At 64.4% G+C, this 26,681-nt stretch carries 21 protein-coding genes and 1 pseudogene; 11 read left to right on the top strand and 11 right to left on the bottom strand.

Annotation, left to right across the window (positions count from 1 at the left end):
• Positions 1-66 precede the first annotated feature (66 nt).
• On the top strand, positions 67-906 hold the full coding sequence (locus tag EI171_RS06890; RefSeq protein ID WP_161532904.1) for an SDR family NAD(P)-dependent oxidoreductase: 840 nt from the start codon (positions 67-69) through the stop codon (positions 904-906).
• A gap of 126 nt (positions 907-1,032) precedes the next feature.
• Here the strand turns inward: EI171_RS06890 and EI171_RS06895 are convergent, their stop codons facing one another.
• From EI171_RS06895 to EI171_RS06905, 3 genes and pseudogenes are all read right to left on the bottom strand, one after another.
• The gene (locus EI171_RS06895; protein ID WP_161532905.1) at positions 1,033-2,409 is read right to left on the bottom strand and encodes a cytochrome P450; all 1,377 of its coding nucleotides are present in this window, start codon (positions 2,407-2,409) and stop codon (positions 1,033-1,035) included.
• A gap of 142 nt (positions 2,410-2,551) precedes the next feature.
• Positions 2,552-3,787, bottom strand: coding sequence for an LLM class flavin-dependent oxidoreductase (locus EI171_RS06900; protein ID WP_161532906.1), 1,236 nt, complete (start codon positions 3,785-3,787; stop codon positions 2,552-2,554).
• A 148-nt stretch (positions 3,788-3,935) separates the two neighbouring features.
• Positions 3,936-4,800, bottom strand: a pseudogene (locus EI171_RS06905) (FAD-dependent oxidoreductase).
• A gap of 159 nt (positions 4,801-4,959) precedes the next feature.
• Between EI171_RS06905 and EI171_RS06910 the strand changes: the two are divergent.
• Together EI171_RS06910 and EI171_RS06915 are read left to right on the top strand one after the other, a co-directional pair.
• Positions 4,960-6,372 (top strand): MFS transporter, encoded by a 1,413-nt coding sequence (locus EI171_RS06910; RefSeq protein WP_161532907.1) that lies wholly within the window; start codon positions 4,960-4,962, stop codon positions 6,370-6,372.
• A gap of 129 nt (positions 6,373-6,501) precedes the next feature.
• Positions 6,502-7,680: a PHB depolymerase family esterase gene (locus EI171_RS06915; protein WP_028172592.1), complete on the top strand. Its 1,179-nt coding sequence runs from the start codon at positions 6,502-6,504 to the stop codon at positions 7,678-7,680.
• Positions 7,681-7,773: 93 nt separating this feature from the next.
• Here EI171_RS06915 and EI171_RS06920 read toward each other — a convergent pair whose 3' ends face one another.
• The gene (locus EI171_RS06920) at positions 7,774-8,466 is read right to left on the bottom strand and encodes an MBL fold metallo-hydrolase (RefSeq protein ID WP_161532908.1); all 693 of its coding nucleotides are present in this window, start codon (positions 8,464-8,466) and stop codon (positions 7,774-7,776) included.
• Between the two features lie 180 nt (positions 8,467-8,646).
• Here EI171_RS06920 and EI171_RS06925 point away from each other — a divergent pair, with 180 nt between their 5' ends.
• A complete protein-coding gene (locus EI171_RS06925; RefSeq protein WP_161532909.1) occupies positions 8,647-10,245 on the top strand; it encodes an alpha-amylase family glycosyl hydrolase in 1,599 nt (532 codons plus the stop codon).
• A 186-nt stretch (positions 10,246-10,431) separates the two neighbouring features.
• Here EI171_RS06925 and EI171_RS06930 read toward each other — a convergent pair whose 3' ends face one another.
• Complete coding sequence (locus tag EI171_RS06930) at positions 10,432-12,129, bottom strand: alpha-amylase family protein (RefSeq protein ID WP_161532910.1); 1,698 nt, start codon at positions 12,127-12,129, stop codon at positions 10,432-10,434.
• Between the two features lie 259 nt (positions 12,130-12,388).
• Between EI171_RS06930 and EI171_RS06935 the strand changes: the two genes are divergently transcribed.
• Positions 12,389-12,880 (top strand): MmcB family DNA repair protein, encoded by a 492-nt coding sequence (locus EI171_RS06935; protein ID WP_092186190.1) that lies wholly within the window; start codon positions 12,389-12,391, stop codon positions 12,878-12,880.
• Positions 12,881-12,994: 114 nt separating this feature from the next.
• Here EI171_RS06935 and EI171_RS06940 read toward each other — a convergent pair whose 3' ends face one another.
• Together EI171_RS06940 and EI171_RS06945 are read right to left on the bottom strand one after the other, a co-directional pair.
• A complete protein-coding gene (locus EI171_RS06940) occupies positions 12,995-13,549 on the bottom strand; it encodes an ActR/PrrA/RegA family redox response regulator transcription factor (RefSeq protein ID WP_008141807.1) in 555 nt (184 codons plus the stop codon).
• A 102-nt stretch (positions 13,550-13,651) separates the two neighbouring features.
• The gene (locus tag EI171_RS06945) at positions 13,652-14,974 is read right to left on the bottom strand and encodes an ActS/PrrB/RegB family redox-sensitive histidine kinase (RefSeq protein ID WP_011083727.1); all 1,323 of its coding nucleotides are present in this window, start codon (positions 14,972-14,974) and stop codon (positions 13,652-13,654) included.
• Positions 14,975-15,080: 106 nt separating this feature from the next.
• Here EI171_RS06945 and EI171_RS06950 point away from each other — a divergent pair, with 106 nt between their 5' ends.
• The 4 genes from EI171_RS06950 (at position 15,081) to EI171_RS06965 (ending at position 19,553) form a co-directional block, all read left to right on the top strand.
• Positions 15,081-15,884 (top strand): ABC transporter ATP-binding protein, encoded by an 804-nt coding sequence (locus EI171_RS06950; protein ID WP_028172596.1) that lies wholly within the window; start codon positions 15,081-15,083, stop codon positions 15,882-15,884.
• Between the two features lie 238 nt (positions 15,885-16,122).
• The gene (locus EI171_RS06955) at positions 16,123-16,941 is read left to right on the top strand and encodes an ABC transporter permease (protein ID WP_161532911.1); all 819 of its coding nucleotides are present in this window, start codon (positions 16,123-16,125) and stop codon (positions 16,939-16,941) included.
• A gap of 122 nt (positions 16,942-17,063) precedes the next feature.
• The gene (locus EI171_RS06960) at positions 17,064-18,392 is read left to right on the top strand and encodes a polyhydroxyalkanoate depolymerase (protein WP_028172598.1); all 1,329 of its coding nucleotides are present in this window, start codon (positions 17,064-17,066) and stop codon (positions 18,390-18,392) included.
• 321 nt (positions 18,393-18,713) lie between these two features.
• Positions 18,714-19,553 carry a M48 family metallopeptidase gene (locus tag EI171_RS06965; RefSeq protein ID WP_161532912.1) on the top strand — a complete coding sequence of 280 codons (840 nt, stop codon included), beginning with the start codon at positions 18,714-18,716 and terminating at the stop codon, positions 19,551-19,553.
• 294 nt (positions 19,554-19,847) lie between these two features.
• Here the strand turns inward: EI171_RS06965 and EI171_RS06970 are convergent, their stop codons facing one another.
• A complete protein-coding gene (locus EI171_RS06970) occupies positions 19,848-22,061 on the bottom strand; it encodes a transglycosylase domain-containing protein (RefSeq protein ID WP_161532913.1) in 2,214 nt (737 codons plus the stop codon).
• 180 nt (positions 22,062-22,241) lie between these two features.
• On the opposite strand from EI171_RS06970, the gene EI171_RS06975 reads away from it, so the two are divergent.
• Complete coding sequence (locus EI171_RS06975; protein WP_011083733.1) at positions 22,242-22,667, top strand: DUF1330 domain-containing protein; 426 nt, start codon at positions 22,242-22,244, stop codon at positions 22,665-22,667.
• A 162-nt stretch (positions 22,668-22,829) separates the two neighbouring features.
• Here the strand turns inward: EI171_RS06975 and EI171_RS06980 are convergent, their stop codons facing one another.
• From EI171_RS06980 to EI171_RS06990, 3 genes are all read right to left on the bottom strand, one after another.
• Positions 22,830-24,056 (bottom strand): ABC transporter substrate-binding protein, encoded by a 1,227-nt coding sequence (locus tag EI171_RS06980; RefSeq protein ID WP_161532914.1) that lies wholly within the window; start codon positions 24,054-24,056, stop codon positions 22,830-22,832.
• Positions 24,057-24,233: 177 nt separating this feature from the next.
• Positions 24,234-25,460: an ABC transporter substrate-binding protein gene (locus EI171_RS06985; RefSeq protein ID WP_161532915.1), complete on the bottom strand. Its 1,227-nt coding sequence runs from the start codon at positions 25,458-25,460 to the stop codon at positions 24,234-24,236.
• 177 nt (positions 25,461-25,637) lie between these two features.
• The gene (locus EI171_RS06990; RefSeq protein ID WP_186363054.1) at positions 25,638-25,994 is read right to left on the bottom strand and encodes a DUF1304 domain-containing protein; all 357 of its coding nucleotides are present in this window, start codon (positions 25,992-25,994) and stop codon (positions 25,638-25,640) included.
• Between the two features lie 98 nt (positions 25,995-26,092).
• On the opposite strand from EI171_RS06990, the gene EI171_RS06995 reads away from it, so the two are divergent.
• Positions 26,093-26,623: a methylated-DNA--[protein]-cysteine S-methyltransferase gene (locus EI171_RS06995; RefSeq protein ID WP_161532916.1), complete on the top strand. Its 531-nt coding sequence runs from the start codon at positions 26,093-26,095 to the stop codon at positions 26,621-26,623.
• Positions 26,624-26,681 lie beyond the last annotated feature (58 nt).

Genomic DNA, 26,681 nt, shown 5'->3' on the forward strand with positions numbered 1-26,681 from the left:
TCGCGGCGCCGTCGTCGATCGGTATCCGCCATTTGGCGTCAAGAGGTTCGAAAACAGGGACATTCCATGGGCAGGCTGGACGGAAAGGTCGCGGTGATTACGGGTGCGACGAGCGGGATCGGATTACGGACCGCTGAAGTCTTCGTTGCCGAAGGTGCCAAAATTGTGATCGCGGGGCGGCGCATACCGGAAGGCGAGGCGCTGGCGAAGCAGCTCGGGGCTAATTGCATCTTCTGCCAGACCGATGTGACGGTCGAAGCGCAGATGCAGGCGCTGATCGCGCTCGCGGTGGACCAATTCGGCCGCATCGACTGCCTGTTCAACAATGCCGGCGGGCCGGCGCAGACCGGCGGCATCGAGGGCCTCGAGGTCGAGCGCTTCGACGCGGCGATGGCGACGCTGGTGCGCAGCGTCATGCTCGGCATGAAGCACGCCGCGCCCTACATGAAGAAGCAGGGGTCCGGCAGCATCATCAACAATGGCAGCATCGCTGGCCGGCTCGCCGGCTTCTCCTCGTCGGTGGTTTACGGCGCGGCCAAGGCGGCGGTGATCCATCTCACCAAATGCGTGGCGATGGAGCTCGGCGAATCCAACGTCCGCGTCAACTCGATCTCGCCCGGCGCGATCGCGACCGGCATTTTCGGCAAGGCGCTTGGGCTGGCGACCGACGCCGCGGAGAAGACGCCGGCGGTGATGCGCGAAGTCTACAAGACCGCCCAGCCGATCCCGCGCGCCGGCATTCCCGACGACATCGCCCATGCCGCGGTGTTCCTGGCGAGCGACGAATCCAGCTTCATCAACGGCCACGACCTCGTCATCGACGGCGCCATCACCGGCGGCCGCAACTGGAGCCAGCAGCAGCAGGGCTACGTGGCGCTGCGCAAGGCGTTCGATCAGGGGGCGTAGCGAGGGACTTTCTGTCGTCATTCCGGGGCGATGCGAAGCATCGAACCCGGAATCTCGAGATTCTCAGGTGCGCAATTGCGCACCATAGCTCGCACTTCGTGCGCCCCGGAATGACGGCGTACCAATTCACACCGCCTTCACCCGCACCTTCAACCCGTCCCGCGGCTTCGGGATCGGCCACATCTGCCAGTCCGGCTTGTAGCCCGGCTCCAGCGACACCTCGATGTTCTGCAGGAAGTGCCGGGCAAAGCATTTGGCCTGCATGTAGGCGAAGTGCAGGCCGAGGCACATATGCGCGCCGCCGCCGAACGGCACCCAGGCGAAGCGGTGGCGGTTGCGCTGGGCCTCCTCGGTGAAGCGCAGCGGATCGAAGCGGCCCGGCTCCGGCCAGATGTCCTTCATGTGATGCGTATAGAGCGGATTGACGCCGACCGCGGTGCCGGCGGGAATCCTGAAGCCCTTGAAGGTGAAGTCGCGCATCGCGCGGCGCGGCATCGACGGCACCGGCGGCTTGATCCGCAGCGCTTCCTTGAACGCCATTTCGGACAGCGGCATCTTCTCGAGATCGTCGAAGCTGCTTGGCGCGCCCGGGGCGAGCCCGAGCGCCAGAACCTCGGCGCGCAGCCTGTCCTGCCAGTCCGGGTTTGCGGCGAGCTCGCCGATGAAGGAGGTGAGCGACGAGGTCAGCGTGTCGTGCGCCGCCATCATCAAAAAGCTCATGTGGTCGATGATGTCCTGCTCCGACAGCAGCGCACCGTCCTCATGGGTGGCGCGGCAGAGCTGCGAGAACAGATCATCGCCGCCGTGATTGCCGCGGCGGAGCGGAATCTGCTGGCGGAAATAGGCGACGATGCGCTTGCGGCCCGCGACACCGCGCGCCATCTGCGTGCCGGGCAGGGGACGGCGGATCGGCGCGACGGCGGCCGCGACCATGTCGACGAAGGCGCGGTTGATCTCGTCGACCTCCGGCCCGATATCGGCGCCGAGAAAGGACGCGGCGGCGAGATCGAGCGTGAGCTGCTTCATCGCCGGATAGAGCTGCATCTCGCCGGGCTTGGCCTTCCACTGCGCGACGCGCGCGGAAATGCCGCGGTCGAGATCGCTGAGATAGGATTTCATCGGTCCGGACTTGAACGCGACCGACAGCGCCTTGCGGTGCAGCCGGTGCTCGTCGAAATCGAGCAGCATCAATCCGCGCGGAAACAGCAGGCCGAGCACCTTGTTCCAGCCGTGCGTCGACGAGAACAGTTTTTGCTGGTCGAACATCACGAGCTCGTTGGCTTCGGGTCCGAGCAGCACGACATTGGTCTCGCCGAAGACATGGGTGCGGTAGACCGGGCCGTATTTGGCGCCGTTCGCCTCGATATGCCCCTTGGGGTCGGCCAGCACCTGGAAGGTCTTGCCGATGACCGGCCAGCCCTCGTCGCCCGGGATGTGCGTCAGCTCGTTACGCCTGGGGGCGGTGAACTGAAGCGCAGGGGCGGCCACATTCTGCATCGACATGACGAGTGCTCCGGTTGGCTGACCGAACGGACATCGCGCGACCGCGACTTTATTGCGGCCTGCGCCAGCTGACCGGGGCAGCATAGCACAGGCCGATATCGCTTGCTTGAGATCGTGGTTACACGTGTAACGCCAACGAGCCCTACCGCTTCGCCGCTTCCTTCTGCAGATCCGGGGCGTTGACGGCGGGAATGGCGACGCGGCCGGGTCCGGTGACCTTCAGCGCTTCGGCAGCCTTCTCGTTCTCCATGATCTTGGCCATCACGGCCTGGCCGGCGCGTTCGAAGATCGCGCGGTTCTCGATCACGAATTTTTGCGACTTGCGGAGGCCATCGATATAGCCGTTGATCTCCGGCACGACATAGCGCGCGACCAGGTCCCAGCTCCGGCGCGTGTTCTCCGGGTTGGCCCAGTCGTGCACGAAGCCGATCACGGCGCCGACGCCGCCGGAGACCTGCATCACGTTCTTGATCATTTTCACGAGGTCGTCGGGCGTGCCGATGACGGAGGCGGCGCCCTCGACGAAGGCGGTCTTGTCCACGGCTTCGTCGGGCGAGGTGAACGCGGTGAGGCCCGGCCGCTGCAGCGTGCCGACATTATATTCGTTGTGCCAGCGCATCAGGCCGGCGCCGGCCTCGCGGCGGGCCTGCTCGCGGGTCTCGGCGACGTGCCAGGTCAGGAGCACGCGCCAGTCGGCGCGGTTCACCGTCGTGCCGTGCTTCCTGGCGGCATCCTCGGCGAACTGCCATTGCTGCTGGAGCGACATCAGGCCCTGTGTCGTCATCGAGCCCAGCGAGATGATGCCGATGCCGTATTTGCCGGCGAGCGTCATGCCGGAGGGCGAGATCTGCGAGGCCACCACGAACGGCATTTCCTCCTGCAAGGGCAGGAGCTGGAGCGCGGCATCGTTCATGGTGAACCAGTTGCTCTTGGCGGTGACGCGCTCGCCGTTGAACAGGCGGCGGATCACGCCGATCGCCTCGTCCTGGCGGTCGCGCTGCGTCATCGGGTCGATGCCGAGCGTGTGCGCGTCGGAGGCGAGCGCACCGGGACCGGAGCCGAAGATGGCGCGGCCGCCGGTCATGTGATCGAGCTGCACCATGCGCTGGGCGACGTTGAAGGGATGGTGATAGGGCAGCGACACCACGCCGGTACCGAGCCTGATCCGCTTGGTGCGCTCGCCGGCTGCGGCCAAAAACATCTCGGGCGAGGCGATCATCTCCCAGCCGGAGGAATGGTGCTCGCCGCACCAGAACTCGTCATAACCGAGCGCGTCGAGCTGCTCGACCAGGTCGAGATCGCGCCGGAACTGGAGCATCGGATGCTCCCCGATCGGGTGATGCGGGGCAAGGAAGGCTCCGAACTTCAGGCGCGCCATGGCGTTCTCTCCGGCTGGATTTTTTGTTTGTTGAGACGGTGAGGCTACGTGCCCGATGGCGCGAACGCAATCGCGCGATGTCCCGCGCGGCGGAATGCAGGCATGCGCTCATCTTCTCCCTCTCCCCGCGGGGAGAGGCGAAGGAAGATCACCGCGTCATCCTGTTCCACGCATCCAGGCCGGCGATCTTGTACGCCTCCGCCAGTGTCGGGTAGTTGAACGTGTTCTGGATGAAATAGTCGATGCCGCCTTTGAGGTTGAGCACGGCCTGGCCGATATGGATCAGCTCGGTAGCGCCTTCGCCGAGGATGTGCACGCCGAGCAGGCGGCGCGTCTTGGTCGAGAAGATCATCTTCATCATGCCGCTGTTCAGCCCCATGATGTGGCCGCGCGAGGTCTCGCGGAAGCGGGCGATGCCGACCTCGTAGGGAATGCCGCGCGTGCGCACCTCTTCTTCGGTGAGGCCGGCGGTCGAGATCTCCGGCACCGAATAGATGCCGTAGGGAAAGAACTCCGGCGGCGCCAGGGGCTCCATGCCGAGCGCGTGACAGGCGGCGACGCGGCCCTGCTCCATCGAGGTCGAGGCGAGGCTCGGAAAGCCGATCACGTCACCGGCCGCGTAGATGTGGGGCACGCTGGTCTGCAATGTCACGGGATCGACCGTGATGCGCCCGCGATGATCGACGGCGATGCCGGCGGCCTCGAGGTTGATGCTCGAGAACCTCGACCTCGTGATCGAGGGTTTTCTGCAGCCGGGTCATCAGGTCGCTTGCCGCGATATCCTGCTTCACCCGGTAGGAGCGGCCGTAGAAGCCACGCTCGCGCCAGCCGGACAGATTGAGCACGGTCTCGCGCAGGGTTTTGGAGGGAATGGTGCCGGTGTGGACGGAGACGCCGCCGACCCGCCGGCCCTTCTCCACCACCAGCACCGCCTTGCCGAGCTTGGCGCATTGCACTGCGGCCCGGCGCCCCGACGGGCCCGAGCCGATCACCACCATGTCGTAGTCGTACATCGGAAGACTTCCGAGCCCCGCGAGACCAGCGGGAACCGACATGCGGCAATCGGGCCAAAGCGGCAAGAAGGCGGCAAGTCCTACCTCGGAGGTAATCGCATCGATGACGCCGATCTGCGAGCATCGCGCGCAAATAAATTCCGGAAGGGCCGCGCGCCGATGCATCAAACCGTCACAAAGCAGATCGATTCGTCGCGCCGCTGGTGGGTGCTCGGCATCGTCGTCGCCGCCCAGTTCATGTTCGGCGTCGACGCCTTCATCGTGAACGTCGCCATTCCGACCATCGCCGTCGATCTGCACGCGACGCCGGCGCAGATCGAATCCGTCATCGCGATCTATCTGATCGCCTATGCCACGCTGGTCGTCACCGGCGGCAGGCTCGGCGACATCCACGGGACCAAGAACGTATTCCTGGCCGGCGTGCTCGGCTTCACCCTGACCTCGCTGTGGTGCGGGCTGGCGCAATCAGGCGCGGAGCTGATCATCGCGCGGCTGGCGCAGGGCGCCACCGCCGCGCTGATGGTGCCGCAGGTGCTGGCGACGCTGCATCTGTTGTTCACCGACGGCCTGCGCAACCGCGCCTTTGCCGTCTACGGCATTGTGCTCGGGCTTGCGGGCGCCGCGGGCTTCCTGCTCGGCGGGCTTCTCGTCACGCTCGATCTCGCCGGCACCGGCTGGCGCTCGGTGTTCTTCGTCAACGTTCCCAGCGGCCTCGTCATCGCCGGTGCCGCCTGGCGCATCATGCCGTCGGTGCCTCGCCGGGCCGGTACGAAGCTCGACATCAAGGGCAGTGTTGTGCTGTTCGCAGGGTTGTTGTGCCTGATCGGTCCGCTGCTGTTCGGGCACGATGTCGGCTGGGCGCCGTGGCTGTGGGCGGCGATGGCGATCGGCGGGGTGATCCTCGCGCTATTCCTGAAGCTCGAGCACGCAGTCGGGCGCGCCGGCGGCATGCCGCTGATCGATCTCACGCTGCTGGCGGATGCGGCGTTCCTGCGCGGCCTCGGCGCGGCCTTCTTTTTCTTCGTCGCCAATCTCTCGTTCTATCTCGTCATGACGCTGTTCATGCAGCGCGGCCTGAAGATCCCGCCGCTCGAAGCCGGCATGGCCTTCATTCCGCTCGCGTTCGCCTTCATCGTGGCCTCGCGTCACAGCGGTGTGCGGGCGCGCCATCGCGGCACCAAGGTGTTGATCGAGGGCTGCGCGCTTCAGATCGCGGGCCTCGCCGCGCTCGCGCTTGTTGTAGTCGATCTCGATGCGCCGACGCCGATCGGGCTTGCGCTCACCATGATCATCTTCGGCTACGGTCAGGGCCTGGTGATGGCGCCGCTGTCCGGCGCGGTGCTTTCCACCGTGAAGCCCGTCGCCGCAGGCTCGGCGTCCGGCATGTACGGCACCATTGCGCAGATCGGAAATGCGGCCGGAGTGGCCGCAATCGGCGCATTGTTCTTCGCGCTCGAAGCTCTGCAATTACCGCGCGCAGGATTTCTCGTCTCGCTCGCGCTGTTTGTGACATTAATAATGATCTGCGCCGCATTTCTGGCGTGGATGCGCCGCGCATCTGCACGAACTTGAGGCATTGCGGTTAATGCGTGCGGTTTCTCCGTGAATTTCTGGTAATTGAGAGCACACACACTTTTCATTTTGCAGTGCAGCAACTATCTGGTTTGGGTGGACGTTGAACGTCGCCTGCCAGGAGTTGCCGTGTCGCTTGCCAGAAATATCGATCTCTTGAGACGCCTGCCGAAGGTGGATGGTCTGCGCTTTGCCGACTTCGGCCGCAGCGCGGATGCGCCCGGTCCATTGCAAGAGGTTGCGGACTTCGGTGACAATCCCGGCAATCTTCGCATGTTCGCGTTCGCGCCGGCGCAGTTGCAGATGCCGCGCGCGCTCGTCGTCGTGCTGCATGGCTGCGGACAGACCGCAGCGGCTTACGATCTCGGCGCGGGCTGGTCGACGCTCGCACGGCACTACGGCTTCGCGCTGCTGATGCCCGAGCAGCAGCGCGCCAACAACGGTAACACCTGCTTCAACTGGTTCAATCCGGAAGACACTGCGCGCGACAGCGGCGAGGCGCGCTCGATCCGCGAGATGATTGCGCATATGGTCAAGACGCACCGCATCGATCCCAGGCGCGTCTTCATCACCGGCCTCTCCGCCGGCGGCGGCATGACGTCCGTGATGCTCGCGACCTATCCGGAAGTCTTCGCGGCCGGCGCGGTGATCGCAGGCCTGCCCTATGGCATCGCCTCGAATTTGCGCGAGGCGCTGGACGGCATGTTCCATTCGCCGGCGCGTCCCGCGCGCGAGCTCGGCGATCTCGTGCGCAACGCTTCCGATTATCGCGGCCCCTGGCCGAAGATGTCGGTGTGGCACGGCAGTGCCGACCGCACCGTCAATCCCGGCAATGCCAACGAGATCGTCAAGCAGTGGCTCGACCTGCACGACCTGCCTGACGTGCCGATGGCCGAGACCAATGTCGACGGCTATCCGCGCCAGGCCTGGTGGAACAAGGACGGTGAGACGCTGGTCGAGTCCTACGCCATCACCGACATGGCGCACGGCACGCCGCTCGGGCTAGCCGACAACGACCAGCGCTATGGCGTCGAAGGCGCGTTCCTGATCGAGGCCGGCATCTCCTCATCCTACCACATCGCAAAGTTCTTCGGCCTGACCGGCTGGATTCCGGACGCGGCGAAGAAGAAGGCGGAGGCAAAGCCTGGAGCGCCGAAGCCGGCGCTGACGCCAGCGCCGCATCTGGCCCGCTCGATCCGCGACGCGGTCGCCGAACCGCCGGCCGAGCCGAAGCGCGAGGACGCCCGCGGCTTCGACCTCGGCCAGATCATCACGCGCGCGCTCACCGCCGCGGGGTTGATGAAGTAGCTCAGCCCTCACGCGTCGTCCCGGATCTGCGCTTACGCTTGTCCGGGATGACAGCTCTGTTTGTGGCGACGTCGGTGCATCGCCGAATAGAGCTTACATCTCGCCGGTGATGAACGGATTGGTCATCCGCTCCTGGCCGATGCTCGAGCCGGCGCCATGGCCGCAAATGAAGCCGACATCGTCGCCGAGCGGCAACAGCTTGGTCTTGATCGAGCTGATCAGCGTGGCGTGACTGCCGCCGGGCAGGTCGGTGCGGCCGACGGAGCCTGCGAACAGGACGTCGCCGACATGGGCAAAACGTAATTCCTTGTTGAAGAACGCCACGCTGCCGGGCGAATGGCCGGGGCAGTGCAGAATGTCGAACTGCAAGCCGCCGATCGACACCGCGTCGCCCTCCTCCAACCAGCGGTCCGGCGCGAAGTTGCGCACCCCGGTCATGCCGAAGCGCGCGCCGCTCTCCACCACATTGTCGAGCAGGAACTTGTCGGCTTGATGCGGTCCCTCGATCGGCACCTTCAGCGCATCGCGCAATTCCGCCGCGCCGCCGACATGGTCGATATGGCCGTGCGTCAGCCAGATCTTCTCCACGGTGACGCCGGTCTGCTTGATCGCGTCCAAAATCTTCGGCACGTCCCCGCCAGGGTCGATCACCACGGCCTTCTTGCCGGGTTCGTCCCAGATGATGGTGCAGTTCTGCTCGAACAGCGTCACGGGGACGATGATCGCGCCGGCCTTGGCTTGCGAGGACTCTTGCGAGGATCCTTGGGTATCATTTTGCTCGGTCATGGCGCCACAATGCCGATTTTTGCCATGCCGCCAAGCAAAAGATTCTTGAGATTCTTGGCCCGGCCCCGGAACAGCCGCCTCGGCCGTCACACGGCCGTCCCAATTGGCCTGCTGGTTTGAACCGGGGCGTTGCTTCCGCGTTCTCTCGCGCGAGGCGGATTTTCGGGTGGGTTCTCCGACATGGCACAGGGCGAGGTGAATTGGTGGCGCGACGGCATCTTCTACCAGGTCTATCCGCGCTCGTTTCAGGACAGCGACGGTGACGGCGTCGGCGATCTCGCCGGCATCTTGCGGCGGCTGCCTTATGTGAAGTCGCTCGGCGTCGACGCGATCTGGCTGTCGCCGATCTTCCCTTCGCCGATGGCCGATTTCGGCTACGACATTTCCGACCATACCGGCATCGATCCGCTGTTCGGCACGATGGCGGATTTCGACGCGCTGCTCACGGCCGCGCATGAGCATGGTCTCAGGCTGATCCTCGACCTCGTGCCCAACCACACCTCGGACCAGCATCCCTGGTTTGTCGAGAGCCGGTCCTCGCGCGACAATCCCAAGCGCGACTGGTACGTCTGGCGCGATCCGGCACCCGATGGCGGCGTGCCGAACAACTGGCTGTCCGAGTTCGGCGGCAGCGCGTGGCAGTTCGACGAGACGACGGGTCAATATTACTATCACGCCTTCCTCGCCCAGCAGCCGGACCTCAACTGGCGCAACCCGGACGTCCGCGCGGCGATCTACGACGTGATGCGGTTCTGGCTGGACAAGGGCGTCGACGGCTTTCGCGTCGACGTGATCTGGCACCTGATCAAGGACGCCGAATTCCGCGACAATCCGCCCAATCCTCACTACGTCGAGGGCCGTCCGCCGAACGAGAAGATCCTGACGCAATATTCCACCGACCAGCCGGAGGTGCACGACGTCATCGCCGAGATGCGGCGCGTCACCGATGCCTATCGCGCCCGCGTGCTGATCGGCGAGATCTATCTGCCGCTGCACCGGCTGATGGCCTATTACGGCAACGACCTCACCGGCGCGCAGATGCCGTTCAACTTCGCGCTGCTCTCGACGTTCTGGAGCGCGCGCTCGATCGAGACGATCATCGACGACTACGAGAAGGCGCTGCCGAAAGGCGCCTGGCCGAACTGGGTGCTCGGCAATCACGACCGCCCGCGGGTCGCCAGCCGTGTCGGGCCCGAGCAGGCCCGCGTCGCCGCCATGCTGCTGCTGACGCTGCGCGGCACGCCGACGCTCTATTACGGCGACGAGATCGGCATGCATCAGCTCGCGATCGCGCCCGAGGACGTGCGCGATCCCTTCGAGAAGAACGTGCCCGGCATCGGCGTCGGCCGTGACGGTTGCCGCACGCCGATGCAGTGGGATTCCTCGAACTTCGCCGGCTTCTCGGACGTCAGGCCGTGGCTGCCGCTGCCTGAGGATCATATCCACGAGAATGTCGTCAATCTCGAAGCCGACACGCGCTCGATCCTCAGCCTGTACAGGCGGCTCATCGTGCTGCGAAAGAGCAGCCCGCCCCTGGTGGCCGGCAACTATCATCCGATCGCGGCGCAGGGCGATCTCCTGATCTACCGCCGCGAGGCCGAGGGCAGGGCGGTGATCGTGGCCCTCAATCTCGGCCCCGACCCGATCGCCGTCACCACCAGCGCGATCCGCTTCGGCAGCGAGATCCTGCTGTCGACGTTCCTGGATCGTGAGGGTGAGAGGCTGGAAGGCGTGTTGGATTTGCGCGGGAATGAAGGGGTGATCGTGCAGCCGCCCTAGAAAGTAGGGCGAGGCGACAGCGTCATTCTCCAACGTCGTCCTGGACAAGCGAAGCGCAGATCCAGGACCCATTACCACAGGACGCAGTGTGGCGGAGGCTGGTGGTTATCAGCTCACGCGCCAACGACCTCTTGGGGTAATGGGTCCTGGCTTTCGCCAGGACGACGGCGGAGTGTGTGGATGCACCTACCCCGGATGCTTGTTACCCGCAGTATCCCCGTCGATATCACTCCGCTTCAGTAAATAATCCAACCCGCCGACCCGATACCAGCGATAGCCATACGGCTCCAGGACGACGCGGTGCTGGCCGCGCTTGTCGGCGTGGCTGTGGTCTTCCGCGAGCAGATTGATCAGGTGCGCGCCGGCATCATCAGGCAGCCCCGTCGAGAACGCGATCTCGCGTGGCTTCTCATCGAGATTGTGCACGAACAGCACCGAATTGTTGCGCCAGTCATAGCGCATGATGAAGACAGCCGGATCACGCGTCGCAATGATCGCGAAATTGCCCCAGCCGATCTCCGGCACCTCCTTGCGCATGCGGACGATGCGTTCGGTCCAGTTCAGCATGGAATTGGCATCGCGCCGCTGCTTGGCGACGTTGACGTGCGGAAAGCCGTAAGGGCCCTTGTCGATGACGGGACAGGCCGGCTTGTCGTTCTTGGTGAAGCCGCCATGCGGCTCGGTCGACCATTGCATCGGCGTGCGCGCGCAATTGCGCTCCGGCAATGAGAGATCGTCGCCCATCCCGATCTCGTCGCCATAGCGGATCACGGGCGTTCCCGGCAGCGTGCACATCAGGCTGTAGGCAAGCTCGAGCCGCCTGCGGTCGCCGCCGAGCATTGGCGCGAGGCGGCGGCGGATGCCGCGGTCGTAGAGCTGCATGTCCTTGTCGGGGCCGAAGCTCTTGAACACGGTGTCGCGCTGTGCCGGGGTCAAGCGCCCGAGATCGAGCTCGTCGTGATTGCGCAGGAACAGGCCCCATTGCGCCGAGGCCGGCCGCGGCTTGGTCGCCTTCAGCGCCTTTGCCAGCGGTCGCGAGTCGGCCGACGCCAGCGCATAGAACAGATGCTGGTTGACGTGGAAGTTGAACATCATGTGCATGCGGTCGGCATCGCGGCCGAAATATTCCATGTCGGTTTCCGGCAGCACATTGGCTTCGGCGAGGATTATGGCGTCACCCTGGCGCCATTGCAGGAATTCGCGGAACGCGCGCAGCATGTCGTATTGCTCGACCGGCTTCTTCACCTTGGCGCCCTTGGTCGCAATCACGAAGGGCACGGCGTCCATGCGGAATCCGGAGACGCCGAGCTGGATCCAGAAGCCCATGATCTTCAAAATCTCGGCCTGCACGTGCGGGTTCGCGGTGTTGAGGTCGGGTTGAAAATCGTAGAAGCGATGAAAATACCAGGCGCCGGCGTCCTTGTCGCGCGTCCAGGTCGATTTCTGCACGCCGGGAAACACCATGCCCTTGTTGGCATTGGCGGGCTTCGTGTCGGACCAGACGTACCAGTCGCGATAGGGCGAGTTCTTGTCGCGCCGCGCTTCCTTGAACCAGCGATGCTGGTCCGAGGTGTGGTTGACGACGAGGTCGATGATGATGCGGATGCCGCGCTGCTTGCAGCCATGGGCGAACTCGACGAAGTCGCCGAGCGTGCCGTAGCGGGAATCGACGCTGTAATAGTCGGCGATGTCGTAGCCGTCGTCGCGGCCGGGCGAGGTCTGGAACGGCATCAGCCAGATTGTGGTTATGCCGAGGCCGTGCAGATAGTCGAGCCGCCGCAACAGGCCCTTGAAGTCGCCGACGCCGTCGCCGTCGGCATCCATATAGGTGCCGACGGACAGGCAGTAGATCACGCCGTTCTTGTACCAGAGATCGTCGATCATGCGCGAGCGGCCTCACAGGTCCCGCCGGGGTGCGGCGGCTGCGTGATAAGTGCGAGGGCAGGGGGAGGTTCCTGCGCCACCGTCGTCCCGGGGCGCGAAGCGCGAGCCCGGGACCCATAGCCACAGGGAGTAGTTTTGCGAAGACTCGGAGTTACCTGTCCTGCGCCACAACCGCTCCCTGTGGTTATGGATTCCGGGCTCGCGCCAAGTGGCGCGCCCCCGGAATGACGGGTGGAATGGAATCGGCTATCCTCATCCCATGGACAGCAGCGCCCGCAACATCGCCCTCGTGCCGCCGCCGGACCGCCGTCAATCCGAGACGGCGCTGGCGATCGCGCGCGGCACGGCGCGGCTGCTGCGCTCGCTCGGATTTTCCTGCATCAGCGAACTGCCGCTGCCGTCGGGCCGTCGCGCCGATCTGGTGGCGCTGAACGAGCGCGGCGAGATCTGGATCGTCGAGATCAAGTCGTCGGTGGAGGATCTGCGCGCCGATCAGAAATGGCACGAATACCGCGCCCATTGCGACCGGCTGTTCTTCGCCTTCACGCAGGACCTGCCGTGCGAGATCTTTCCGCAAGACACCGGCCTCATCATCGCCGACGCCTATGGCGCGCATCTGCATTGCGAGGCGCCCGAGCACAAGATCGCGGCCGCCACGCGCAAGCAGATGACGGTGCGTTTTGCGATGGCGGCGGCTTTGCGGATCAACCGGCTGGTCGATCCGCAGGGGCACGCGGATTTCTGGGAATGAGTCCGTAGGATGGGTAGAGCGAAGCGAAACCCATCACTTTCGGTCAGGTAAGCAAGGCGGTCAGGTAAGCAAGGAAGGTGGGTTTCGCTTCGCTCTACCCACCCTACGAAACCGTTACCGCGGCGCGCGCTTGGCCAAAATGCGCTGCAACGTCCGGCGGTGCATGTTGAGCCGCCGCGCCGTTTCCGAGACGTTGCGGTTGCACATCTCGTAGATGCGCTGGATGTGTTCCCAGCGGACGCGATCGGCGGACATCGGGTTGGTCGGCAGCTCGGATTTCTCTGCGCTGGTCGACAGCAGCGCGGCGACGACGTCGTCGGCATCGGCCGGCTTGGAGAGATAATCGATCGCGCCCATCTTCACCGCGGTCACCGCGGTGGCGATGTTGCCATAGCCGGTCAGCACGATCGCGCGTGCATCCGGGCGCTTCTTCTTCAGCGCCGAGACCACGTCGAGGCCGTTGCCGTCCCCGAGGCGCAAATCAACCACGGCGAATGCCGGCGCCGCCTTGCCGATCTGCGCGAGACCGTCCGAGACGGTGTCGCACGATGTCACCGCAAAGCCGCGCGTCTCCATCGCGCGCGACAAGCGCTCCAGAAACGGCTTGTCGTCCTCCACGATGAGAAGCGAGCGGTCGGTCTGTTCGTTCAGTTCGGCGATGGCGTTCAAGGTTTTGTCCTCTCTCTGCACATCCACATATGGCGTCGCAAACGGGCGGCGCCAAGGCCGCCAATAGTCGATCAGTCGGCCTGTGCGACGCAAGGTCGCGGCCTATCCTATTGTTTCTTCAAGCGTCTCGATAGCCTCAAAACGCTGTCGCGGCCACGTTATCTGGACCACCGCGCCGTGTTCCGGAAAGATCCGGTTGGTAAACGAGACCTTGGCGCCGGTGCGTTCGAGCAGGGTGCGCGCGATGAACACGCCAAGCCCGAGGCCGCGCCGTTCGCCGCCGGCGTCATCCGGGGTGCGCCGCCGCGACAGATAGGGCTCGCCGATCCGGTTAAGGATATCGGGCGGAATGCCGGGGCCGTCGTCGGAGATCAGGAGCTCGATCGTGTCCTTGTTCCACCAGGCGTTCACCTCGACGGTGGTGTGGGCGAAATCGACTGCGTTCTCGACGATGTTGCCGACGCCGTAGAGGATCGCCGGGTTGCGCGAGCCGACCGGCTCGGCGAAGGCGGCCACCGCGATCCGCACCTTGATGTCGACGCCGAAATCGCGGTGCGGGGCCACCACCTCCTCGATCAGCTCCGACAGCTTCATGCGGTCGAACGGCGCGCCGGTGGAGGAGAGCTGGGTGATCTTGCTGAGGATGTCGCGGCAACGCTGCGTCTGCTCGCGCAGGGTTTTCAAATCGGCGGCAAAGATCGGGTCCTTCACCGTCTTTTCCAGCTCGCGCGAGATCAGGAAGATCGTCGCGAGCGGCGTGCCGAGCTCGTGCGCGGCCGCGGCGGCGAGGCCGTCGAGCTGGGTCAGATGCTGCTCGCGCGTCAGCACCAGCTCGGTCGCGGCGAGCGCATCCGCAAGCTTGCGCGCCTCCTCGGTGACCTGGAACGAGTAAAGGCTGGTGACGCCGATCGCGAGCACGATCGAGAGCCAGACGCCGACGAGATAGATCGGCGGCAGCACCAGCGGATCGTCGGAATCCCAGGGCAGCGGCAGGTGGAAGAAGAACAGGACCGAGGCGCAGGCGACCGCCAGCACGCCAAGCCCGAAGGTGAAGCGGGCCGGCAGCGCGGTTGCCGAGATCAGCACCGGTGCGAGGAACAGGAACGAGAACGGGTTCTGGAGCCCGCCGGTGAAGAACAACAGGCCGGCCAGCTCCACGATGTTCAGCGCAAGCAGTCCGGCCGCCTGCATCGGCTCCAGCCGCTGCAGCGGATTGGACACGGTCTGGAGCGCCAGATTGAGCGAGGCCGACAGGGCGATGATGCTGACGCAGGGGACGATCTCGACGTTGAACTCCAGCCCCTGCGCCACGATGAAGATCGCGGCGAGCTGGCCGAGCACCGCGAGCCAGCGCAGCCGCAGGATGGTGTCCAGGCGGATATGCCGCTGCGCGGGGCGAAAGTCGGAAGCGGCAATTTCGGTCATGTCGGCCAATGTGGCGGTGCCTTCTGGTCACGAACGCGCGGCTGGTGGAACCACCCGGATTACAAGCCTTGCGCTGTCAGCTGCAATAGCAGAAGAACGGCTCAGCATGACCGGGAACGACAAAGCTTCAAGTCCGCCGACTGTCGCGGAGCGCAGCTCCTCTGCGGCAATTGCGGTCGATCACCTCGTTAAGGTCTACAAGCAGACCCGCGCCGTCGACGATATCTCCTTTTCGCTGCCGCGCGGCAGCATCACCGGGCTCCTGGGCGGCAACGGCGCCGGCAAGACCACGACCATCGCGATGATCATGGGCCTGGTGCTGCCGACCTCCGGCCGCGTGCAGGTGCTCGGGCATAAGATGCCCGAGGAGAGCGCTTCCGTGCTGGGGCGGATGAATTTCGAAAGCCCCTATGTCGACATGCCGATGCGGCTCACGGTGCGGCAGAACCTCACCATCTTCGGCAAGCTCTATGCGGTGAAGAATCTCGCGAGCCGCATCGCCAGGCTCGCCGACGATCTCGACCTCACCGAATTCATCGACCGTGCCAACGGCAAGCTCTCCGCCGGCCAGAAGACCCGCGTCGCGCTGGCGAAAGCGCTGATCAACCAGCCCGAGCTGCTGCTCCTGGACGAGCCGACCGCCTCGCTCGACCCTGACACCGCCGATTGGGTGCGAGGCCATCTGGAGCGCTATCGCAAGGAGAACAACGCCACCATCCTCTTGGCCTCGCACAACATGCTCGAGGTCGAGCGTCTGTGCGACCGCGTCATCATCATGAAGCGCGGCCGCATCGAGGACGACGACACGCCGGAGGCCATCATGGCCCGCTACAACCGCACCACGCTGGAGGAGGTGTTCCTGGACGTTGCGCGCGGCCGGGTGAACGGAGCTCAGGAGGCGGCACGATGAGGGAGTCCCGATCTTTCGGTCCTAGCCCGGATGGATCCCGTCATCCCGGGGCGCGACATAGTCGCGAGCCCGGGATCCATAACCACAGGATTGAATTTGGCGAAGACTCGGGGTTACCGGCCTCGCCCCACAATCGCCGCCTGTGGTTATGGATTCTCAGATGCGCAATTGCGCATCATAGCTCGCGCTCCGCGCGCCCCGGAATGACGAAGCTTCATCCGGGCTACGCGGTGCAGCCATGACCGAGCTCACCCTCCATCGCGGCATCTCCATGCAGCGCATCGGCGCGATGATCCTGCGCTACTGGTACCTGTTGATGTCGTCCTGGCCGCGGCTGCTCGAGCTGCTCTACTGGCCGGCGCTCCAGGTCATCACCTGGGGCTTCCTGCAGCTCTACATCGCGCAAAACGCCAATTTCTTCGCGCGCGCCGGCGGCACGCTGATCGGCGCCGTCATCCTCTGGGACATCCTGTTCCGCGGCCAGCTCGGCTTCTCCATCTCCTTCCTGGAGGAGATGTGGGCGCGCAACCTCGGCAACCTCATGATGAGCCCCCTGAAGCCGATCGAGTTTCTGCTGTCGCTGATGATCATGAGCCTGATCCGGCTCGCGATCGGCGTGATCCCGATGACGCTGCTCGCGCTGTTTTTGTTTCACTTCAACGTTTACGCCCTCGGCCTGCCGCTGATCGCGTTCTTCTGCAATCTGATCTTCACCAGCTGGTCGGTCGGCATCTTCGTCTCGGGACTCGTGCTGCGAAACGGTCTCGGCGCCGAGAGCATCGTCTGGACCCTGATGTTCGCGATCATGCCGCTCGCCTGCATCTACTATCCGGTCAGCGTGCTGCCGGGCTGGCTGCAAGTTGTCGCCTGGACGCTGCCGCCGACCTACGTTTTCGAGGGGATGCGGGCGCTCTTGATCGAGAACACCTTCCGCACCGACCTGATGCTGGAGGCGCTGGCCATCAATTTAGGGCTGCTGATTGCATCTTTTTGGGCATTCCTTGCCCTTTTGCGCAGCGCCAGGAAGAACGGCTCGCTGCTGTCCAGCGGCGAATAGTTTCACTTTCCCGTGGATTCAGGCTGATTTAACCGTCTCCGCCACGTAGATGTACGGGGACGGTGCATTGACGCAATATTACGCATTCGGCAGTATGCTGCGATGCGAAGAGGGATATAGCGATGCCTATTGGTGAGTTTGGCGGCGCGCCGCCCCTGGCTGCAGAAGGCAGTCCGGTCCTGACGACGCCGATGTACTGGATGTACGAGATGGCCCACGCCTCTCTCAATCCGGCACGTGCGGTCACCGACGCGACCAAGTTCCTGTTTCAGAATCCCCTCAATCCCTGGGCGCGCACCGAGGTCGGCAAGTCGGTCGCCGCGGCCTGCGAATTGTTCGAGCGCACCACGCGCCGCTACGGCAAGCCGGAATGGGGCCTCAACGACACCGAGGTCAACGGCATCCGCGTCCCCGTCGAGATCCGTTCGGTCTGGGAAAAGCCGTTCTGCCGGCTGCTCTACTTCGATCGCAAGTTCACCCGTCCGCTGCGCAGCCCGCAGCCGCGCGTGCTGATCGTGGCCCCGATGTCCGGCCACTATGCGACGCTGCTGCGCGGCACGGTCGAGGCGTTGCTGCCCGCGCATGATGTCTACATCACCGACTGGGCCGATGCCCGCATGGTGCCCCTCAGCGACGGCCGCTTCGATCTCGACGACTACATCGACTACATCATCGAGATGTTGCACGTCCTCGGCGGCAACACCCATGTCATGGCGGTGTGCCAGCCCTCGGTGCCCGTCGTCGCCGCCGTTTCGATCATGGAAGCGCAGCGCGATCCGTTCGTGCCGACCTCGATGACCCTGATGGGCGGCCCGATCGACACCCGCCGCAATCCGACCGCGGTGAACAACCTCGCCCAGGAGCGCGGCATCGACTGGTTCCGCAACCACGTCATCACCAAGGTGCCGTTCCCGCATCCGGGCATGATGCGCGACGTCTATCCGGGATTTTTGCAGCTCAACGGCTTCATCAGCATGAATCTCGACCGGCACATGGATGCCCACAAGCAGCTTTTCGCCCATCTGGTGAAGGGCGACGGCGATCTCGTCGACAAGCATCGTGAGTTCTATGACGAATATCTCGCGGTGATGGACCTCTCCGCCGAGTATTACCTGCAGACCGTCGACACCGTGTTCGTGAAGCACGCGCTGCCGAAGGGCGAGATGACCCATCGTGGAACCCGCGTCGATCCCTCCAAGGTCAAGCGTGTGGCGTTGATGACGGTCGAAGGCGAGAACGACGACATCTCCGGTCTCGGTCAGACCGAAGCAACGCACACATTGTGCCGCTCGATCCCCGATCATCGCCGCGTTCATTACGTCCAGAAGGGCGTCGGCCATTACGGCGTGTTCAACGGCTCGCGTTTCAAGTCGGAAATCGTGCCGAGGATTCACGACTTCATGGTCTCCGCTGCGAATCCGAGCTCGTTGCAGGCTCTCGCGGCCGAATAGAGCGTTTTCGAGCGAAGCGGGACCGGTCCGCGCAAAGAAAACGCGTCAGAAGTGGAATCGAGAGCCATCTCCGTTCGATCACATCGGAGCGGGCATCGCTCTCGACGCGTTTTTCGGCTTTCCCGTCGAAAATTCGGGTGCTGCCGGAGGTTCCGGCAGGGCTTGGTTCCCTCCAGATTCGCGGTATTTAGGTAGCTTTATAGGAGTGAGTCAGCCCTCACCCCTTGGGGGTGTCGCATGCGTCCGGAGGGGGCGAAAAAAGCGGGTTCCAACCCCAGTCTGTAGGGTCTCCCGGACGCCTGACCCCTGTATATTGGGCAAATGATTTGTTTTTGCGCCGAGCGCTTTCCCTGGCGGCGGTTATGGCAGAATCCGGGCGAACTCCTGCTCCCCGGACTGACAGACATGGCCACTCGCGCACTCCTCTATCGGCGGCCCCACGAGCCAAAGACCCTCGTCATCACCCATGGATCGCAGTTTTTTGCGATTCGGCTGCGTCGGCACAGGCGTGCGCGCCGCTACACGCTCAGAATTCATCCGAGCGATCGCGAAGCCATCCTCACCATGCCGCCGCGCGGCACGCTCGCCGAAGCAAAAGACTTCGCGCAGCGTCACGGTGCATGGATTGCGGCACGTCTCGGGCGTTTGCCGAAGGCCGCGCCGTTCCAGCCTGGCACAGTGATACCGCTTCGCGGTGTTCCCCATCGCATCGTTCATCGCGCCGGTGCGCGCGGCACGGTGTGGACCGAAGTGCGCGACAGCGGTGAACGCATTCTCTGCGTCGCCGGCGGCGTCGAGCATGCTGACCGCCGCGTCCATGACTTCCTCAAGCGCGAGGCGCGCCACGATCTTCAGCGTTCGGCCGAAGCCTATGCCGTCGAGCTCGGTGTCAGGGTCAAGCGGCTGTCGATCCGCGACCAGTCCAGCCGCTGGGGCTCCTGCACCTCGGCCGGCTCGCTGTCGTTCTCCTGGCGCCTGATCCTCGCGCCGCCCTTCGTGCTCGACTATCTCGCCGCCCACGAGGTCGCCCATCTCGTCGAGATGAACCACTCGGCGCGGTTCTGGCGCGTGTGCGGCAAGGTCTGCCCCTCGATGGAGCGCGCCAAGAAGTGGCTCGACACGTGCGGGAACGACCTGCACCGGTACGGGGTCGAGGATTAGCGTCCGCTGCTAACCAAATTGGAGCTGTCATCGCCCGCGAAAGCGGGCGATCTAGTATTCCGAGGCGGTTGTTATTGAATCGAGAGGCCGCAGCGTACTGGATTGCCCGCTTTCGCGGGCAATGACGGCGGAGAGTGGGGCGACGTCAGCGCCTTGCGCCACGGCTTTTGATTTGCCCGACGTATCAATGACCTCGCACAATCCACCGCGCATCGCGCCAGCGATCACCGGCTACTGTGCATGGGGTTGTTTTCGCAGTTTTTGTTTTGAGGCCCCAAAGGCCTCAAGCCGAACCTATCGATTCCCGCCAAACAGCCGGTCCATCAACCAGCCATCCAGCCCCGCCGCCGCTTCCGGCCGCGCATTGGCGCGCGTCGGTGGCGGGCGATAGCCGCTATTGTTCACAGGCGCCGGTCCGGGCGCGGCCGCCGTCGGCGGCGACACCTGCGATGCCGCCTGCGCGAGGTTCGACAGGCCCCAGCTCGCTTGCGAGTTCGGCAAGTTCGCCACCGGCACGCCCTCGTGCGCGGTGCGCATGAAGCGCGACCAGACTTCGACCGGCAGGCCGCCGCCGGTCGCCTTCTTGGTCGGCGCGTTGTCGTCATTGCCGAGCCAGACGCCGGTGACGAGGTTGGCGGTGTAGCCGATGAACCAGGCGTCACGGTAATCCTGGCTGGTGCCGGTCTTGCCGGCCGCGGGCCAGCCGGGGATCTCAGCCTTCTTGGCGGTGCCTGATATCAGCGTTTCCCGCATCATTGAGTTCATCATTCCGACATAGCGCGGGTCGATCACCTGGTTGCGCTCGTCGGGCTGGCGCATGTAGAGCAGCTTGCCACTGAGCGTCCTGATCCGCGTGACGACATGCGGCGTCACCGCGAAGCCGCCATTGGCGAAGGGCGCATAGGCGCCGACCAGCTCGACGACCGAGACTTCGGAGGTGCCGAGCGCGATCGAGGCATTGGGCTCGAGCTTCGAGGAGATGCCGAGCCGGTGCGCGGTGCGCACCACGTTCTTGGGCCCGACCTCAAGGCCGAGGCGGATCGCGACCGTGTTGAGCGACATCGCCAGCGCCTGGGTCAGCGTCACCGCGCCGAAATATTCATGGGTGTAGTTCTCAGGTCTCCAGCCCTTGACCTCGATCGGCGCGTCCTGGCGCACGGTGTCGGGCGTCAGGCCCTGCTCGAGCGCGGTGAGGTACACGAAAGGCTTGAAAGAAGAGCCCGGCTGGCGCTTCGCAGTCACCGCGCGGTTGTACTGGCTCTCGGAATAGTTCCGCCCGCCGACCATGGCGCGCACGGCGCCGTCGGGCGTCATCGCCACCAGCGCGCCCTGGCTGACATTGAACTTCACGCTCTTGGCCGCGAGCTCGTCGATGATGGCGGCTTCCGCCACGCCCTGCAGCTTCGGATCGATCGTGGTCTCGACCTTGATGCTCTCGTCGATCTGGCCGACGAGGTCGTCCAGCACCTCGCCGATCCAGTCGGCGACGTAATTGACCGTGCCGGCGCCGACCGGCTTCACGTTGTAGGAGGGATGGCCGATCGAGGCCTGCGCCTGCGCTTCGGTGATGAACTTTGCATCCGCCATCGCCGTGAGCACGATTTGCGCGCGCGCTTCCGCGCCTTCCGGGTTGCGGTTCGGCGCAAGCCGCGAGGGCGATTTGACGAGGCCGGCCAGCATCGCGGCTTCCGCGATGGTCACATTCTTCGCCGACTTGCCGAAATAGCGCTGCGCGGCGGCCTCGACGCCATAGGCGCCGGAGCCGAAATAGACGCGGTTGAGATAGAGCTCCAGGATCTCGTCCTTGGAATGCTTGCGCTCCAGCCAGATCGCGAGCTCCGCCTCCTGCAGCTTGCGCTGCATGGTGCGCTCCTGGGTCAGGAACAGGTTCTTCGCGAGCTGCTGCGTCAGCGTCGATCCGCCCTGCGACACGCCGCGATGAAGCACGTTGGTGACGAGGGCGCGCAGGATGCCGACGGGATCGATGCCGAAATGCGAATAGAAGCGGCGGTCCTCGATGGCGATGAAGGCCTTGGGCAGGTATGGCGGCAGATCCTTCAGCGCGACGTTGGCGCCGGCCATCTCGCCGCGTTGCGCCAGCATGCTGCCGTCCATGCCGACGATCTGGATCGTCGGCGGACGCTTGGGAATCTCCAGCGACTGGATCGGCGGCAGATGGGCGCCGACATAGATCACGACGCCGACCACGGCGATGGCGCCCCACAGGCCCACCACCGCGCCCCAATAGACCAGGCGGCCAAGGCTGGCGCCGATACGCGACTTCGACCGGCGCTTGGCGCCGCTGCGGCCGGCCGGTGGCTTCCGCTCGCGCGGCGGCTCGTCGCCGGAATCCTCAGCTTTGCGCTTGGCGGACGATTTCGCTGACTTCTTCGGCTTGTCCTCGCCGCCCGGGACGCGGTCGGCCGCGGTCAGGCGCAGGTCGGCGAGCGCCGCGGGCAAGCCGAACAGCGGCTCCTTCCGGCCACCCTTTTTCTTTCCCCACGCCATACGCAAAACGCCCGGTCAGCCCGCCCCGCCGCACGCTAGCGGTCGCTGTTTAAGGCCCGGTTACCCAGAGCTTAACGCGCGATTAGGAGGTGCGGCATTCGCCCGCCGCAGTTCCGCTGATCGGACGGCGAAGCTAGGATCGCCGCCACAAAACAAGAGGGAACACACGAGGGAGTACCTATGGGCCACATCGATCCGACCAAGGAGATTTTCGCGCAGTTCCGGGACAACGATCGCCCGGGCCCGATCCACATGCTCAATCTGGTGCGGCTGCGCAAAGACGCCGTCTACCCGGACGGCCGCAAGGCGAGCGGCGCGGAGGCCTACGCGGCCTATGGCCGCGAGAGCGGCCCGGTGTTCGAACGCCTCGGCGGGCGCATCGTCTGGCAGGGCAGGTTCGAGCTGATGCTGATCGGCCCGCAGGAGGAACGCTGGGACCATTGCTTCATCGCCGAATACCCTAGCGTCGCCGCCTTCGTCGAGATGATCCGCGATCCCGTCTATCGCGAGGCGGTGAAGCACCGCCAGGCCGCCGTGGAGGATTCGCGGCTGATCCGGCACGCGGTGCTGCCGGTGGGGAAGAATTTTGGCGAGGTGCCGACTTGAGAGCCGCGGAGCGACACTCTCTCTGCCGTCACGGCCGGGCTTGACCCAGCCATCCACGCCTTCTTGTTCAGTCATTCCGGGGCGGCTCGAAGAGCCGAACCCGGAATCTCGAGATTCCGGGTTCGATGCTGTCGCATCGCCCCGGAATGACAGCGGAGGAAACTAACCCGCCGGCCCCGCATCCTCCAGGATCGGGCCGAACAACTCCCAGCGCTCGCCGTTGAACTTCATCATCTGAAGCTGCTTGTTGACGCGGTAGTCGGTCGGCGAGGTGTTGGCCTTGATGCCCGGCAGCGCGATGTCGCCGGTCACGTCCTTCAGCGACGCCGCCTGCTTCATGACGTTCTCGCGCGTCAGGTTGTCGCCGCACTGCTGGAGCACATGGGCCAGAAGCTGCGCGGTGCCGTAGCCGTAGGTGTTGAAGTTCGAGTCCTTGTCGCCGTCCGGGTAGTATTTCGCCATGAAGTCGAGATACCGCTTCATGCCGGCATCGTCCTTCCAGGTCGGATCGAGCGGGTCCTTGCCGTAGTTGACGCTGATGACGCCCTTGGCGGCATCGAGCCCTGCCGGCTTCATCACCGCGCCGCCCGAGGTCGCGTTGATGTCGACGATCTGCACCGGATGCCAGCCGAGCTCGGCGATCTTCTTGATCGCCTGCGCCGCCTGCTTCGGCGTGGTCGCGCTGAAGAACAAATCGGCGCCGGCATCCTTGATCTTGAGGATCTGCGAATCGACGGTCGGGTCGGACACCTCGTAGGACGCCTCCGTCACGATCATCTTGGCAGCCTTGTCGCCGAGGCCGGCCTTGATGCCGTTCAGATAGTCCTTGCCGAGGTCGTCGTTCTGATAGAGCACGCCGATCTTGGCGTTCGGATGCTCCTTCAGGATGTATTGGCCATAGATGCGGCCTTCGACGAAATAGTTCGGATTGTAGCCCATGGTCCACGGGAAGTTCTTGGGGTCCGTGAACTTCGAGGCGCCGGTGGCCGCGAACAGCTGCGGCACTTTCTTGGAGTTGAGATATTTCTGCACGGCCGCGTTCGACGGCGTGCCGATGATCTGGAAGGTGAGCAGCACCTCGTCGCTCTCGACGAGCTTGCGGACCTGCTCCACCGCTTTCGGCGGCGAATAGGCATCGTCGTATTGAATCAGATTGATCTTGCGGCCGTTGATGCCGCCCTGGTCGTTGATCATCTTGAAGTAAGCGGCCTGGGTCTTGCCGATCGACGCATAGGCCGACGCTGGCCCCGAGAACGGCACGGTCTGGCCGACCTTGATCTCGGTGTCGCTGGCGCCCGGATCATATTTTTTCTGGGCATTGGCCGCAGAGACCGACAGCGCCAGGGTCAGCGCCGTTGCCGTGGCCAGATGCAGCATTCCATTCCTCATTCGCAATTTCCTCAGCTTGTTATTGCCGATGATCTGCCGGACGCACTGTTGCGCGCCCGGCGCCATCGCTGCCGGGGAGTGTGGAGGAGGCGTTGCTGCAACGCAAGGCGGGGATGTGCCCGCAGTTCGTAGGGTGGGCTGCGGTTCGCCAACCCACCCTGTGACGTCTCCGAGTCGCTAGCCCGACGGACCGTTGTCCTCGATGATCGGTCCGAACAGCTCCCAGCGCTCGCCGTTGAACTTCATCATCTGCATCTGCTTGTTGACGCGGTAGTCGTTCGGCCCGGTGTTGATCTTGATGCCGGGCAGCGCGAAGCTCGGGGTGAAGTCCTTGATGTTGGCGACCTGCTTCATGACGTTCTCACGCGTGAGGTCGTCGCCGCATTGCTTCAAGACCTGCACCAGCAGCTCTGCCACCGAATAGGCATAGGTGTTGACGGTGTTGAGCTTGTCGCCTTCCGGGAAGTACTTGTCCATGAAGGCGAAGAAGGCCTTCACGCCCGGATCGTCCTTCCACTGCGGATCGCTGGGTTCCTTGCCATACTGGGTCGAGATGATGCCCTTGGAGATCTCGAGGCCGGCCGGCTTCAGCGTCGCCGAGATCGGGCTCGCATTGATGTCGAGGATGTGCACCGGCGTCCAGCCGAGGTCGGCGAGCTTCTTGATGGCCTGCGCGGCGAATTTCGGCGTCGAGGCATCATAGAACAGGTCGACGCCCATCGACTTCAGCTTGACCACCTGCGAATCCACGGTCGGATCGGTGACCTCGTAGGACACCTCGCCGACGATCATGCCGGCGGCCTTGTCGCCGAGGCCGCTCTTGAGCCCCGCGAGGTAGTCGCGGCCCATGTCGTCGTTCTGGTAGAGCACGCCGATCTTGGCGTTCGGATGCTCCTTGAGGATGTACTTGGCGTAGATGCGCCCCTCGGACACGTAGTTCGGATTGTAGGCAATGGTCCAGGGATAGTTCTGCGGATCGTTGAAACGCGCCGCGCCGGTCGAGGCCAGCAGCTGTGGCACCTTCTTTCCGTTGAGATATTTCTGCACGGCGGCGTTGGCCGCGGTGCCGATGAGCTGGAAGGTGAAGAGCGCCTCGTCGCCTTCGACCAGCTTGCGGACCTGCTCGACGGTCTTCGGCGGCGAATAGGCGTCGTCATACTGGATCAGGTTGATCTTGCGGCCGTTGATGCCGCCCTGATCGTTGATCATCTTGAAGTAGGCGGCCTGGGTCTTGCCGATATTGGCATAGACCGAGTAGGCGCCGGAGAACGGCACGGTCTGGCCGATCTTGATCTCGGTGTCGCTCGCACCGGTGTCATATTTCTTCTGTGCGAGGGCTTGGCTGGCGGAGACCGCGAAGGCGAGCGCCGCCGTGGCAGCCATGAAGACTCTGCGATTGCTCATGTTGGGTTGTTCCTCCTGACGGAATTTTCGGCCGATGGTCTTTTTCCGTTGGTTGCAACGGTCGCCATCGCTGCCGAAGAGTGTGGAGGAACGTTCGCCGCCGCGCAAGGATCGCGGCACTGCGCCGTAGCGTCTCAGGCCAAGGATCTTAGGCCCAAGGATCTTAGGCCAGCGGTCCTAGGCCAGGAACAATGCCGCCAGCGCGATCGCCGCCGGCAGCGCCTGCACGAGCAGGATGCGCGTGCTGACGGTTGCCGCGCCATAGGCGCCGGCCACGATCACGCAAAGCAGGAAGAACGCCTTGATCTGGAATGCAAAGGCCGGGTTGCCGTGAAGCAGGCCCCAGATCAGGCCGGCGGCAAGGAAGCCGTTATAGAGGCCCTGATTGGCAGCCATCACCTTCGTGATCGCGGCCTTTTCCGGCGTATTGCGAAAGACCTTCAAGCCCTGCGGCTTGTCCCAGAGAAACATCTCCAGGATCAGGAAGTAGGCGTGCAGTGCGGCGACCAGCGCCACCAGGATATTCGCGATCAGACTCAAGTTGAGCTCCCCCAAAGCGTCAGCTTTCGGGTGGACGGTAGCACGTCCGGCATGGCAAGTGCGATCCCATGATTTGAAGTGATGGAGTCGCAATGGCCGCTCGATCAACCAGCCTGCCGGAACGCTTCGGCCTCGATCGTCTGGCGACGCCGATCGGAACCGCTCTGCTCGTCACCGATGCCGAGGGCGCCCTGCGCGCGCTCGACTGGGACGACTACGAGCACCGCATGCGCGAGCTGCTGCGCCTGCACTATGGCGCGGTGGATCTGAGCAACGGCTCCGCGCCGGCAGCGATGAAGGCTGCGCTGTCGGATTACTTCGCAGGTAACCTCGGAAGGCTTTCAGCGATCGCATGGCGCATCGCCGGCACACCGTTCCAGCAAAAGGTCTGGACCGCGCTTGCGCAAATCCCCGCCGGCACCACGATGAGCTACGGCGCGCTCGCCGCAAGGATCGACATGCCCAGGGCCATTCGCGCCGTCGGCCATGCCAACGGCTCCAACCCGATCAGCGTGGTGCTGCCCTGTCACCGCCTGATCGGCGCCGACGGCTCGCTGGTGAAATACGGCGGCGGGCTCGAGCGTAAGCGCTGGCTGCTCAGGCACGAGGGGGTGGAGGTCTAGGTTCTCACTCCCGTGGTCATTCCGGGGCGCGCGTAGCGCGAACCCGGAATCCATTTAT

This window comes from Bradyrhizobium sp. LCT2 (genome assembly GCF_009931255.1).
Taxonomy (GTDB): Bacteria; Pseudomonadota; Alphaproteobacteria; order Rhizobiales; family Xanthobacteraceae; genus Bradyrhizobium; species Bradyrhizobium diazoefficiens.